Here is a 12,599-nt window from a genome sequence, read left to right as displayed (position 1 = left end):
CCCTTGTTTCCCTCGAACACTGGCGGTCTGGCCAAAAGCCGTTCCGTCAGGAGGATCGCCCCGATTGCGAGGGACGATCCGTCATCGATCGTCCGTTATTCGGCTGCTTCGGCCATGGCGTCGACCGACACATATTTGCGGCCGAGCTTGCCGGTGTGGAATACCACGCGGCCTTCACCCAGCGCGAACAGCGTGTGGTCCTTGCCCATGCCGACATTGCGGCCGGGATAGACGCGGGTGCCGCGCTGGCGAATGATGATGTTGCCGCCGATCACTTCCTGACCGCCGAACTTCTTCACGCCAAGGCGCTTCGATTCCGAATCGCGACCGTTGCGCGACGAACCGCCAGCTTTCTTATGTGCCATGACTTAAACTCCTCGTGACTTTGCTGCGGCTCAGGCGATCGACACGATCTTGAGGATCGTGTGATTCTGGCGATGGCCGTTGCGACGACGGTAGTTGTGCCGACGGCGCTTCTTGAAAACGATGACCTTCTCGCCCTTCGCCTGCGCGATGATTTCGGCGGCGACGGTCAGCTTGGCTGCGTCCTTCACGTCGCTGCCTTCGCCGGCGAACAGGACGTCATCCAGCGTCACCTTGTCGCCAGCCTCACCGGCCAGCTTCTCGACGACGATCTTGTCTCCGGCGGCGACGCGATATTGCTTGCCGCCCGTGCGCACGACTGCGAACATGGCTCTTCTCTTCTCGTTCAAATCTGCTTTACGCAGATCGTCGAGGGACTATGCCCTGTTGGACCCGCGCGGGAATGTGGCCCGCTACTGGAATGACTCGCCCATGTCAACCGGCAAGCGCGGCATTCGGGGCTGGTTTTTGGCCTGGTCCGTCCCTATCTTCGCCCAGCGCAGGGCCAGCGGACGGCCAGCGAAGGGATAGCATCACGGATGACGCCAGCGCCATACAGGAATGAAGCCTTGGCGGGCCGGTTGTTGTTCATCCTGACATTGTGGCTGTCGCTGAGCGTCGCCCTGTTGAGCGCACTCGCGCCCCTGGGGCCGCCGTCCAGCCGGTTCACTGGCTCCGCCTTCAATCCGGCCACCACCAGCGTGGTGTTGAAGGCCCGCGCCCATGCCAGTCCCGTTGCCATGCAGGCAATGGAGCCGGATGACGACGGAAGGGCGTCGTGGCCGACGTTCGCCGTGGGCGTGCCGGGGGTCGTGGCGATGCTGCTGGCTGTCGTCCTGCCATATGCCGGCAACCGATTCCCGCGTTCCTCCTTCTCCTTCCCGCCCTTGCGCCTGCTGTCCCGCCAACGGGCGCGGGCGCCTCCTGTTCTTTCCTGACGCATCGTTTCCAGGCCGCCGTTGCGGCCGCCGTCAGGAAAAAGGAGCCCCTTCATGACCCGCAGAAGATCGCGACGCGGCGGCACCAGGCCGTCCCGCCGCCGTCCGCCATGGTGGTTCATGCCCGCCGTCATGGCGGGATTGGGCGCGGCCGGCGCCTTATTGTCGGCGGCGATGCTGACCATCGCTGAATGAATATGATATGCCGCCGATGGAGGAAGCCCCTCCGTCGGCGGCCAGGGAAAGACACTCCATGCCCCATCACACGCCCCTGATCGGAACGATCGTCGCGGGCCTTGTCGTTGCCTTTGTCATGGGCGCCATCGCCCATCGCCTGAAATTGTCGCCGCTCGTCGGCTATCTGGTCGCCGGCATCATCGTCGGGCCGTTCACGCCGGGCTTCGTCGCCAATGCCAGCCTGGCCAATGAGCTGGCGGAAATCGGCGTCATCCTGCTGATGTTCGGCGTCGGCCTGCATTTCTCCCTGCGTGACCTGCTGTCGGTGAAGAACATCGCCGTGCCCGGCGCGATTGGCCAGATCGCCGTGGCGACGCTGATGGGCATGGGCCTGGCGCATGTCATGGGCTGGCCGCTGCTCGGCGGGCTGGTCTTCGGCCTTGCGCTGTCGGTGGCGAGCACGGTCGTCCTGCTGCGCGCCCTGCAGGGGGCGGACCTGGTGGAAACCCGCAGGGGCCGGATCGCCGTGGGATGGCTGATCGTCGAGGATCTGGTGATGGTGTTGGCGCTGGTGCTGCTCCCTGCGCTTGCCGGCGTCATGAACAATGCCGATGCGTCGGGCGGGGCGGCGGCCCTGCTGGCGCCGCTGCTGGGCACGCTGCTGAAGGTCGCGGGCTTCGTCGCGCTGATGCTGGTGGTTGGCCGGCGCGTCATTCCCTGGGCGCTGCACTGGGTCGTCCATAGCGGATCGCGCGAGCTGTTCCGCCTCGCCGTCCTGGCGATCGCGCTGGGCGTCGCCTTTGGCGCGGCGGTCGCCTTCGACGTGTCCTTTGCGCTCGGGGCCTTCTTCGCCGGCATGATCCTGGGCGAGACGCCGCTCAGCCGCCGTGCGACCGAGGAGACGCTGCCGCTGCGGGATGCTTTTGCGGTGCTTTTCTTCGTCTCGGTCGGCATGCTCTTCAATCCGGCGGTGCTGGTCGAGCAGCCGTTGCCGTTGTTGGTCACGGTGGCGATCATCATCGTCGGCAAGTCGATCGCCGCCTTCGCTATCGTCCGCGCCTTCGGTCATCCGGGCGATACGGCGCTCACCATCGCGGCGAGCCTGGCGCAGATCGGGGAATTCTCCTTCATCCTGGCGTCATTGGGCACGGGGCTGGGGGTGTTGCCGGCCGAGGCGCGCGACCTGATCCTTGCCGGCGCGATCGTGTCGATCTTTCTCAATCCGCTGATCTTCTCGCTCATCGTGCGCGGGCACAAGCAGGAGGAGGTCGAGGAAGAGGCGCAGGCGGAAAGGGCTAAGGCCAAGGCAAGCATCGGCCCACGCATCGGCCATGTCATCCTGGTCGGCTATGGCCGGGTGGGGAAGCTGATCGCGGATCGGCTGGCCGAGAAGGGCGCGCATTTCGTGGTGGTCGAAGCAGATGCCGACCGGGCGGAGGAGGCGGAGGAAGCGGGCCTCACGGTCGTGCGCGGCAGCGCGCTGGAGGACCGGCACCTACGGGCGGCGGGCATAATCGAGGCACGGCGCTTGCTGATCGCCGTGCCTGAAGGGTTTGAGGGCGGCGCGATCCACGAACATGCGCGTCATCTCAATCCCGACCTTCAGGTCATCGCCCGCGCCCATTCCGATGCGGAGGTCAAGCATCTGGAGGGGCTGGGCGTACCCCATGTGGTGATGGGGGAGAGGGAACTCGCGGCGCGGATGCTGTCGCTCTGCGGTGCGGGCTAGAGCGACGCGGGTCAAGACGAGAGCGTTTCCACTCATGATGGAAACGCTCCAGAGGCCGATCGCCTGGAAATCGTTCCATGGACCGGCATCTGAAGCTCGTCGACACTGTGGGGCAGGTGTCGGACGAGCTTCATCTCTTCAGCCTCTCGGCTTGCGCGGGCCGCTCTTGCGCGGGCCGCCCTTGAAGGGTCGCGCGCCATAAGCGGGCTGTGGTCCGCGCCCTTCATTGGGGCGGCCTTTGCCGCGCGGGCCGCCGTCGCGCCGGTTCTCGCGCGCCATTTCGCGGGGCTTGCCCTCGATCTGTTCGATCGCGACTTCCGCCCCCTCGTCGCTTGCCTGCCCGGTGCGTTTCACCGCGCCGATGAACTTCGCCGCGATGGCGGAGGGGATTTCGAACATCGTTTCATTGGCGGCGATGCGGATCGCGCCGATTTCCTGCCGTGACACATGGCCGCGGCGGCAGATCAGCGGCAATATCCAGCGCGGATCGGCGTTCTGGTTGCGGCCGATGTCCATGCGGAACCAGACCGTATCCTCAAAGCCCGGACGCGGCCCGTCGCGGCGCGCGGGTGCCTCGCTCGCATCCAGCAGTTCCTCCGGGGCGGGGAGGGCGGCACGGGCGCTCCTCACCAGCATGGCGGCGATTTCCTTGGGCGATTTTTCGGCCAGCAGCTCTGCCCCCAGGGCCCAGTCCTGCTCGTCGAGTTCGGCACGCTCCATCAGCTTCTCGCGCAGGCGCGCATTGTCCTGCTCCTGGATCGCTTCCTTGCCGGGCGGGGTGCCCCATTCGACGGGAATCTTCGCGCCGCGCAGCATGGATTCGACCCTCCGGCGGCGGGGGTAGGGGACGATCAGCACGGCCGTGCCCTTCTTGCCGGCGCGGCCGGTGCGGCCGGAGCGGTGCTGCATCGTTTCCGCGTCGCGCGGGATTTCGACATGGACGACGAGGCTGAGATTGGGGAGGTCGATGCCGCGCGCGGCCACGTCGGTGGCGACGCAGACCCGCGCCCGGCGGTCGCGCAGCGCCTGGAGCGCGTGGTTGCGCTCATTCTGGCTGTGCTCGCCCGACAGCGCCACCGCCGCGAAGCCGCGTTCCGTCAGGCTGGCGTGCAGGTGCCGGACATTGTCGCGGGTGGCGCAGAAGAGGATCGCCGTTTCCGCCTCATGATAGCGCAGCAGGTTGACCACCGCATTTTCGATATCGGCGGGCGCGACCGTTACCGCCTGGTAGCTGATGTCGCCATGGCCGCGTTCATCGCTGACCGTGGAGATGCGCAGTGCGTCCTTCTGGTAGCGCTTGGCCAGCGCCACGATCGGCTTGGGCATGGTGGCGGAGAAAAGCAGCGTGCGGCGGTTGTCGGGCGCGCCGTCGAGAATCTCCTCCAGATCCTCGCGGAAGCCCATGTCGAGCATTTCGTCCGCTTCGTCGAGCACCACCGTCTTGATGGCGGACAGGTCGAGCGCGCCGCGTTCCAGATGATCGCGCAGGCGGCCCGGGGTGCCGACGACGATATGCGCGCCTTGCGAAAGCGCGCGGCGTTCCTTGGCGGCGTCCATGCCGCCCACGCAGGTGGTGATGCGGGCGCGGGCCTCGCCATAGAGCCATTCCAGTTCGCGCGCGACCTGAAGCGCCAGTTCGCGGGTCGGCGCGATCGCCAGCGCCAGCGGCCGGGCGGCGACGGGCAGGCGGTTCTGGTCGCCCAGCAGTTCGGTTGCCATGGCAAGGCCGAAGGCGACCGTCTTGCCCGATCCGGTCTGCGCCGAGACGATGAGGTCGCGGCCTTCGGCTTCGGTCTGGGTGACCTCTGCCTGCACGGGCGTCAGGCTTTCATAGCCTTTCCGCGTCAGCGCGTCGGACAGGAGGGCAGGGAGGTGTTCGAAAGACATTTCTATTTCCATCGGTAAAGCGACCCGCCATTCCCGACGGATACATGATGACCTGTTTGTCGCTTCAGCCGATGCGGAAGCCGGGGCGGAAGGTCACTCGCCCCGAAGTTCACACCGTCCCTTGGCGATTCCGCCGAAGGTCACGGTGTCCTCCCCGCAAGGGGAGAATAGCCCAAATAAGAAGGCCGCCTTCCCCCGCAAAGAGGGAAGGCGGCCCCTTTTTCTCTCATCCGCGAGGGATCAGACCGAAGCGACTTCCGCCACGTCGACCTTCACGCCCGGGCCCATCGAGGACGACAGGGCGATCTTGCGGACATATTTGCCCTTCGAACCCGACGGCTTCGCCTTGACGATCGCGTCGACGAAGGCGTCGAAATTCTTGCGCAGGTCCTCGGCCGAGAAGCTGGCCTTGCCGAGGCCGGCGTGGATGATGCCGGCCTTTTCGACGCGGAATTCGATCTGGCCGCCCTTGGCAGCCTTGACCGCTTCGGCGACGTTCGGGGTGACGGTGCCCAGCTTCGGGTTCGGCATCAGGCCCTTGGGACCCAGAACCTTACCCAGGCGACCGACCAGACCCATCATGTCGGGAGTGGCGATCACGCGCTGGAAGTCGATATTGCCGGCCTGGATCGAGTCCAGCAGGTCTTCTGCACCCACGATATCGGCGCCAGCGGCGGTCGCGGCTTCAGCCTTGTCGCCACGGGCGAACACGGCGACGCGCACGTCCTTGCCGGTGCCGGCGGGCAGGGTCACGACGCCGCGGACCATCTGGTCGGCGTGACGCGGATCGACGCCCAGGTTGATCGCGATTTCGACGCTTTCGTCGAACTTGGCGGTCGCGTGGGTCTTGATGAGGCCCAGCGCCTCGTCGACGCCGTGCAGCTTTTCGCGGTCAACGGCAGCGGCCAGGACCTTCGCCTTTTTCGTCAGCTTTGCCATGATCTCAGCCCTCCACCACTTCGAGGCCCATCGCGCGGGCGGAGCCTTCGATGATCTTCGTCGCCGCGTCGATATCGTTCGCGTTCAGGTCAACCATCTTGGCCTGCGCGATTTCGGCGAGCTGGGCGCGGGTGATCTTGCCGGCGACGACCTTGCCCGGTTCCTTGGAACCCGACTTCAGATTGACGGCCTTCTTGATGAGGTAGGTGGCGGGCGGCTGCTTCGTCACGAAGCTGAACGAACGGTCCGCATAGACGGTGATGATGGTCGGCAGCGGCGTGCCCTTTTCCATCTTTTCCGTCGAGGCGTTGAACGCCTTGCAGAATTCCATGATGTTCACACCGCGCTGACCCAGCGCCGGACCGATCGGCGGCGAGGGGTTGGCGGCTCCAGCGGGCACCTGGAGCTTGATATAGCCCGTAATCTTCTTGGCCATTTTCACTCACTCTGTTGCTGGTGGATTTGCGAGCAAATCCACCGGTTCAAGTTTAGCGGTCAAGCAGCGGACTTAACATCCGCCTCCCGCACTTACCCTTGTCATCATCCCGGTGAAGGCCGGGACCTCAGGCCGCAAGGGAACGGCGTGAAGGCACGAAACCCCGGCCTGCGCCGGGGTGACGTGAAATCATTTGGACAGTTCGACCTGCTCGAAGTCCAGTTCGACCGGGGTGGCGCGGCCGAAGATCGACACGGACACCTTGACCCGGTTCTTTTCGAAATCCAGCTCCTCGACCGTGCCGTTGAAGCTGGCGAAGGGGCCGTCCAGCACCTTGACGCTGTCGCCGATCTCGTAATCGACGTTGATCTTGTGCTTGGGCGCGGCCTCTGCCGCCTTCTGCGCGCCGAAATAGCGGGCGGCGTCCGCCTCGCTGATGGCCTGCGGCTTGCCGCTCGACCCCAGGAAGCCCGTCACCTTCGGCGTGTTCTTGACGAGGTGATAGATGTCGTCGTTCATCGCCAGCTTGGCGAGGACATAGCCGGGCATGAACTTGCGCTCGACCTGCACCTTCTTGCCGCGCTTTACCTCCGTCACGGTCTCGGTGGGGACTTCCACCTGCTCGACCAGCTGGGAGAGGCCCATGCGCTCGGCTTCGGACAGGATCGATTCCTTGACCTTGTTCTCGAAGCCCGAATAGGCGTGGATGATGTACCAGCGCGCCATGTTACCGTCTCAAACTCCCGTTTAGGCCGTTATGCCTGGCCGGCGGCGAACGCCAGCAGCCACTGGACGACCGCGCCGAAGAAGGTGTCGATGCCGAAGAAGAACAGGCCCAGCAGCGAGGTCATGATGACCACCATCACGCCGGTCATGATCGTTTCGCGGCCGGTGGGCCACACGATCTTCGACGCTTCGGTCTTCACCTGATTGACGAATTCGCCCGGAGAAACCTTCGCCATCGCCTGCCTCAAAACCCTTCGAACAAACACCAAAGCGCGAAGCAACAGTCCGCCCTCCCGATCCCGCCCTGTTTGGCGTCCGGGGGTGCGGCCGCGCTTCGCGACCCATGCTTCGTCAAGCGCAGCTAGCCGCGAAACCCCGATATTTCAAGGGGTCGCGGCCAGTTCGCCTGGCAGGAGTGGAGGGACTCGAACCCCCGGCATTCGGTTTTGGAGACCGACGCTCTACCAACTGAGCTACACTCCTGCACTGGCCGGGGCCAGCGAAGGAGGGCGCTTTAGCGTGGCATGCCGGGGAGAGCAAGCGGGAAACTGAGCGCATGTTCCGATCGCCTGGAAATCGCCCTAGAGGAAATTGCCGCCCTTCATGATGCGCCGCACGCGTCCCTGCACGGGCATGCGGTCGAACGGCGTGTTCCCGGCCTGTGCAGCCATCTTTCCCGAATCCACGATCCAGGGCGCGTCCGGATCGACGAAGATCAGGTCCGCTGCGCTGCCCGCCGCGAAGCTGCCGCCATTGACGCCCAATATCCGCGCCGGATTGGCGCTGAGCAGCATCATCAGCCGGTTGAGCGTCACATGCCCGTCCCGCACCAGGTTGAGCGAGAGGGCGAGCAGCGTTTCGGCACCCGCCATGCCGGGGGCGGCGTCGGCGAAGGGGAGGCGCTTGTCCTCCGGCCCGCGGGGATCGTGGCTGGACGTGATGACGTCGACGGTGCCGTCGGCGACCGCGGCGATGGTGGCCCTTCGGTCATCCTCCGACCGCAGCGGCGGAGAGAGCCGGGCGAAGGTGCGGAAGTCCGTCACGGCATTGTCGGAGAGGAAGAGATAGGCCGGGCTGATGCCGCAGGTGACCTTGAGGCCCTCTGCCTTGGCCGCGCGGATCAGGTCGAAACCGGCGCCGGTCGTCACCAGCCGGAAATGGATCGCGCCGCCCGTCGCCCGCGCCAGCATGATGTCGCGGGCGATGGCCATCGCCTCTGCGCAGGCGGGCGCGTGGGGCAGGCCGAGCCGCGTCGCCGTCTCGCCGCTGGTCGCCACCGCCTTGCCCGTCAGGCCGCTGTCCTCCGCATGGGTGATGACGGTGAGGCCAAGGCCCGAGGCATAGGAGAGCACGCGCATCATCACGCCTGAATCGGCGATCCACTGGCGTCCGGTGCCGACCGCCCTTGCCCCTGCCGCCTGCATCATGCCGATCTCGGCCAGTTCGGCGCCCTTGAGGCCGCGCGTTGCCGCCGCGATGGGGTGGACCCAGAAGTCGGGCTTGCCCGCGCGCGTCGCCTGGCGGATGAGGCCGGCATCGTCCAGGGGCGAGGATTGATCCGGCATCAGCGCTGCGCGGGTGATGCCGCCGAAGTGGAAGGCGGGCTTGTCGGTGGCAAAGACGCCGAGGTCGATCAGTCCGGGCGCGACGACGAGGCCGGCTGCATCGATGGTTTCCGCATCGGCCGGGACGGCGACATCGCCCGCCGCCGCGATGCGGTCATCCTCGATCAGGATGATGCCGGGCGAGAGGTCCGTGGCGGCAGGGTCTGCCAGCTTGCCGTTGATGATGGCGATTCTGGTCATCGGGCTGCGCTCCATCCCTCTGTCTTTCCGAGGGGCTGTTCCTGAAGGGGAATGCCGGGCTTCGACAGGGTCGGCGCCAGTGGCGGGACAGGGGTTTTCATGCCCAGCCCTCCACGCCGCGCGCGCCACGGGTCAGTACGTCCAGGCAGGCCATGCGGATGGCGACGCCCATCTCCACCTGCTCCGTGATCGCGGAGCGTTCCGGGTGGTCGGCGACGACGCTGGCGATCTCCACACCCCGGTTCATCGGGCCGGGATGCATGACCAGCGCGTCGGGCCGGGCGATCGCCAGCCGTTCCGGCGTCAGCCCGTAGAGCATGTGATATTCGCGGGCGGAGGGAATGAAGGCGCCGTCCATCCGCTCATTCTGGAGCCGCAGCATCATGACGACGTCCGCGCCGTCCAGCCCTTCGTCCATGCGATGGCAGGGCGTGGCGCCCAGCATCTCGACCTCTGGCGGCATCAGCGTCGGCGGGGCGACGGCGCGGACCTGCGCGCCGAGCGCGGCGAGGCAGAGCATGTTCGAGCGCGCCACCCGGCTGTGCAGGACATCGCCGCAAATCGCGACGACCAGCCCCTCGAACCCGCCCTTGCGCCGCCGGATGGTGAGGGCGTCGAGCAGCGCCTGGGTCGGGTGCTGGTGCCAGCCGTCGCCTGCGTTCAGCACCGGGCAGTCGACCTTGTCCGCGATCAGCGCGACCGCGCCCGAACTGGCGTGGCGGATGACGATCACGTCGGCGGCCATGGCGTTGAGCGTCATGGCGGTGTCGATCAGCGTTTCGCCCTTCTTCACGCTGGACTGGCCGGCGTGCATGTTGACGACGTCCGCGCCCAGCCGCTTGCCCGCGATTTCGAAGGACAGCAGGGTGCGCGTGCTGTTTTCGAAAAAGGCGTTGATCTGGGTCATGCCCGCCAGCCGGTCGTCATGCTTGCGCGCGCCGCCCCGGTTGCTCCTTGCCCAATGTTCCGCCTCGTCTAGCAGGAAACGGATTTCCCAGGGCTTGAGGTCGGCGATGGACAGCAGGTGCCGATGCGGAAACAACGCCCGGCCGGTCAGGTCGGGCGGGGCGGAGGAAACGGTGATGTCGGGCATGAGCCCACCCTTTAGGCGAGGGTGGGGGACAGGGCAAGTATGCTCCCCCTTTCCTTCCCCCGCGCGGTCAGCCCCGGCCGAGCCAGCGGCCGAGCAGCGTGCCGTCCTTCAACACCTCCCGCGCCGCATTATGCCCCGGCGCGCCGGTCACCCCACCGCCCGGATGCGTGCCCGCGCCGCACATGTAGAGGCCCTTCAATGGTCCGCGATAGGCGCCGTGGCCCAGGACCGGGCGAGCCGCCCAGAGCTGGTCCAGGGTCATGTTGCCATGCATGATGTCGCCGCCGACCAGGCCGAATTTCCGTTCCAGGTCGAGCGGGGAGAGGATGTCCCGCGCGATCACCGATCGGGCGAAGCCGGGCGCATGCGCGTCGACCGTCGCGATGATGTGATCCGCCGCCGCCTCTCGTTCCTCATCCCAGCTGCGGCCGTCGGGCAGGACCGGCGCGAATTGCTGGCAGAAGAGGCTGGCCACATGGCATCCGGGCGGGGCGAGGCTTTCGTCCACGGTCGAGGGGATCAGCATCTCGACGATCGGCTGGCGCGACCAGCCCTCGCGCTTCGCGTCCATATAAGCGCGGTCCATATAGTCGAGCGTCGGCGCGATGGTGATGCCCGACTGGTGATGTTCGCCCACGCCGGGCAGGCAGGTGAAGTCGGGCAGGGACGACAGCGCGACATTCATGCGGAAGGTGCCCGATGCCGCCTTGAACCCGCGGATACGCTTCAGGAAATCCTGCGGCAGGTCGGCCGGGTCCATAAGCCGCTCATAGAGCAGTTTGGGGCCGACATTGGCGATGATCGCCCGGCCCATCACTTCCTCGCCGCTTTCCAGCCGGACGCCCACGGCGCGCGCGCCGTCGACCAGCACGGACGCGACCGGCGCCTCCAGGCTGATCTCCACCCCCAGGTCGCGCACGACCTGGGCCATGATGCGGGTGATCGTGCCCATGCCGCCGACGCTGTGGCCCCAGGCGCCCTTCTTCCCGTTCACCTCCCCGAAGACATGATGCAGCAGCACATAGGCGCTGCCCGGCGCGTCGGGCGAGGCGTAGTTGCCCACCACAGCGTCGAAGCCGAAGGCGGCCTTCACCGCCTCGCTCTCGAACCAGCCGTCGAGGAAGCCGCGCGCTGAGCGGGTGAACAGTTCGAGCACGTCCCGCTGCTGTTCCAGCGTCAGTCCGCCGATCCGCCGGCCCTGCCGGAGCGCGGCGGCGATCATCGCCAGCCCGTCGCCTGCATTGGGAGGTGTGCGCAGCGTCATGTCGCGCAACAGGTCGGCGACGACCTCCAGCGCGTCATAATAAGCGGGGAGGGTGGCGGCATCCCTGCTGCTGAACTTCGCGAACTCCGCCTGCGTCCGTTCCAGCCCGCCGCCCAGCTTCAGATAGCGGCCGTCCGGCTGGGGGAAGAAGTTGCTGATCGGCCGTTCGAGCACGCGATAGCCATGTTCGGCCAGCGCCATGTCGCGGATGATCCGGGGGTGGAGCAGGCTGACCGTGTAGCTGGCCACGGAATTGCGGAAGCCGGGGTGGAATTCCTCCGTCACGGCGGCGCCGCCGACAATGGCGCGCCGTTCGACTATCCGCACCCGGTACCCGGCGCGCGCCAGATAGAAGGCGCAGACCAGGCCGTTATGGCCGCCGCCGATGATGACCGCGTCATAGGCCCTGGTCATGCCGGCTTCATCCCGCGGCCGCTGCGCGCTGCAGCCGCGTCACGCCTGGCTGCGCGGGATATTTGTCGAAAGTGAGCCACGGCCCGGCATAGGGCGAAAGCGGCCGCCGCTCATCCCCCGCATAAGGTATGCGGGAGAAGAAATGCCGACGGGTCCGTTCCGCGCATCGGGAATGGATGGCATGCAGCGCCCATGCCGCGTCGGAACACGCCTCCATGCCATATTTCACTATCTTAGCCCCACCCAAGCTGACACGTTTTACACATGTACAATAATCGCCTGCCCACGGCAATGGCGGGAGGACGCGTCCTATGCGGTCCTTTCCGGCACGTCGCTCCAGTCGGCCAATATGCTGTCGCGGTTGGCCACGGCTTCCCACGGGAATACGAACCAGTCCTTCGTGACGCTGCGGTCGATCCTGTCCGCGCAATAGTCCACGCTCGCCGCGGACCGGATATTGTCCATCAGGACGGCAAAGCGCGCTGATCCCGCCGGAGCGGCGGCCAGGGCATGGCGCACGGCGTTGATCGTCCGTCCGCTGTCGTTGATGTCGTCGACGAACAGCAGCCTTTCGCCGGCTGCGGCGCGCTCCGCCAGTCTGGCGAGCAGCGCATCGCCGAAGTCGGGCAGCTTCGCCGAGAGATCGACGGACAGCATGGCAATGCCGGTAGCATGACTGAGATAGGTGGCGGGAACGAGGCCGCCACGGCCCATGCCCACCAGATAATCGGGGCGCCATTGCGACGCTGTCATGGCCCGGACCAGCGCGTCGATCTGACCGAGAAAGGCATTCATGGTGATGGGCGTCAGGATCGGCTGGTCCATCGC

At 66.4% G+C, this 12,599-nt stretch carries 15 protein-coding genes and 1 tRNA gene; 3 read left to right on the top strand and 13 right to left on the bottom strand.

The window, feature by feature from the left end; genetic code table 11:
- Positions 1–95 precede the first annotated feature (95 nt).
- The gene (gene rpmA, locus MRBLMA1_RS05280) at positions 96–365 is read right to left on the bottom strand and encodes a 50S ribosomal protein L27 (RefSeq protein ID WP_007683600.1); all 270 of its coding nucleotides are present in this window, start codon (positions 363–365) and stop codon (positions 96–98) included.
- Between the two features lie 30 nt (positions 366–395).
- On the bottom strand, positions 396–692 hold the full coding sequence (rplU, locus tag MRBLMA1_RS05275) for a 50S ribosomal protein L21 (protein WP_133654605.1): 297 nt from the start codon (positions 690–692) through the stop codon (positions 396–398).
- Between the two features lie 210 nt (positions 693–902).
- On the opposite strand from rplU, the gene MRBLMA1_RS05270 reads away from it, so the two are divergent.
- From MRBLMA1_RS05270 to ybaL, 3 genes are read left to right on the top strand one after another with little or no spacing between them, the layout of a single operon-like run.
- The gene (locus MRBLMA1_RS05270) at positions 903–1,301 is read left to right on the top strand and encodes a hypothetical protein (RefSeq protein WP_363735467.1); all 399 of its coding nucleotides are present in this window, start codon (positions 903–905) and stop codon (positions 1,299–1,301) included.
- A 54-nt stretch (positions 1,302–1,355) separates the two neighbouring features.
- Positions 1,356–1,496, top strand: coding sequence for a hypothetical protein (locus MRBLMA1_RS05265; RefSeq protein ID WP_363735465.1), 141 nt, complete (start codon positions 1,356–1,358; stop codon positions 1,494–1,496).
- A gap of 58 nt (positions 1,497–1,554) precedes the next feature.
- A complete protein-coding gene (gene ybaL, locus MRBLMA1_RS05260; RefSeq protein ID WP_363735463.1) occupies positions 1,555–3,207 on the top strand; it encodes a YbaL family putative K(+) efflux transporter in 1,653 nt (550 codons plus the stop codon).
- A 138-nt stretch (positions 3,208–3,345) separates the two neighbouring features.
- On the opposite strand, the gene MRBLMA1_RS05255 is transcribed toward ybaL, so the two are convergent.
- From MRBLMA1_RS05255 to MRBLMA1_RS05205, 11 genes are all read right to left on the bottom strand, one after another.
- Positions 3,346–5,094, bottom strand: a complete 1,749-nt coding sequence (locus tag MRBLMA1_RS05255; protein ID WP_363735461.1) for a DEAD/DEAH box helicase — start codon at positions 5,092–5,094, stop codon at positions 3,346–3,348.
- 240 nt (positions 5,095–5,334) lie between these two features.
- On the bottom strand, positions 5,335–6,033 hold the full coding sequence (gene rplA, locus MRBLMA1_RS05250) for a 50S ribosomal protein L1 (protein ID WP_363735459.1): 699 nt from the start codon (positions 6,031–6,033) through the stop codon (positions 5,335–5,337).
- Between the two features lie 4 nt (positions 6,034–6,037).
- Complete coding sequence (rplK, locus tag MRBLMA1_RS05245) at positions 6,038–6,469, bottom strand: 50S ribosomal protein L11 (protein WP_007709087.1); 432 nt, start codon at positions 6,467–6,469, stop codon at positions 6,038–6,040.
- Between the two features lie 189 nt (positions 6,470–6,658).
- Positions 6,659–7,195 (bottom strand): transcription termination/antitermination protein NusG, encoded by a 537-nt coding sequence (gene nusG, locus MRBLMA1_RS05240; protein ID WP_133654610.1) that lies wholly within the window; start codon positions 7,193–7,195, stop codon positions 6,659–6,661.
- A 29-nt stretch (positions 7,196–7,224) separates the two neighbouring features.
- Positions 7,225–7,431 carry a preprotein translocase subunit SecE gene (secE, locus tag MRBLMA1_RS05235; protein ID WP_133654611.1) on the bottom strand — a complete coding sequence of 69 codons (207 nt, stop codon included), beginning with the start codon at positions 7,429–7,431 and terminating at the stop codon, positions 7,225–7,227.
- Positions 7,432–7,602: 171 nt separating this feature from the next.
- Positions 7,603–7,678 (bottom strand) — tRNA-Trp (locus MRBLMA1_RS05230).
- A gap of 98 nt (positions 7,679–7,776) precedes the next feature.
- Positions 7,777–9,000 carry a dihydroorotase gene (locus MRBLMA1_RS05225; RefSeq protein ID WP_363735456.1) on the bottom strand — a complete coding sequence of 408 codons (1,224 nt, stop codon included), beginning with the start codon at positions 8,998–9,000 and terminating at the stop codon, positions 7,777–7,779.
- A gap of 97 nt (positions 9,001–9,097) precedes the next feature.
- The gene (locus MRBLMA1_RS05220; RefSeq protein WP_133654613.1) at positions 9,098–10,093 is read right to left on the bottom strand and encodes an aspartate carbamoyltransferase catalytic subunit; all 996 of its coding nucleotides are present in this window, start codon (positions 10,091–10,093) and stop codon (positions 9,098–9,100) included.
- Positions 10,094–10,160: 67 nt separating this feature from the next.
- Positions 10,161–11,771: a phytoene desaturase family protein gene (locus tag MRBLMA1_RS05215; protein WP_363735454.1), complete on the bottom strand. Its 1,611-nt coding sequence runs from the start codon at positions 11,769–11,771 to the stop codon at positions 10,161–10,163.
- Positions 11,772–11,778: 7 nt separating this feature from the next.
- Complete coding sequence (locus tag MRBLMA1_RS05210) at positions 11,779–11,988, bottom strand: hypothetical protein (RefSeq protein WP_363735452.1); 210 nt, start codon at positions 11,986–11,988, stop codon at positions 11,779–11,781.
- Positions 11,989–12,080: 92 nt separating this feature from the next.
- Positions 12,081–12,596 (bottom strand): phosphoribosyltransferase, encoded by a 516-nt coding sequence (locus tag MRBLMA1_RS05205; protein WP_363735451.1) that lies wholly within the window; start codon positions 12,594–12,596, stop codon positions 12,081–12,083.
- Positions 12,597–12,599 lie beyond the last annotated feature (3 nt).

This window comes from Sphingobium sp. LMA1-1-1.1 (assembly GCF_040676365.1).
Classification (GTDB): domain Bacteria; phylum Pseudomonadota; class Alphaproteobacteria; order Sphingomonadales; family Sphingomonadaceae; genus Sphingobium.
The sequence above is the reverse complement of the archived record's forward strand: the minus strand, read 5'-3'. Positions and strand labels throughout refer to the sequence as shown.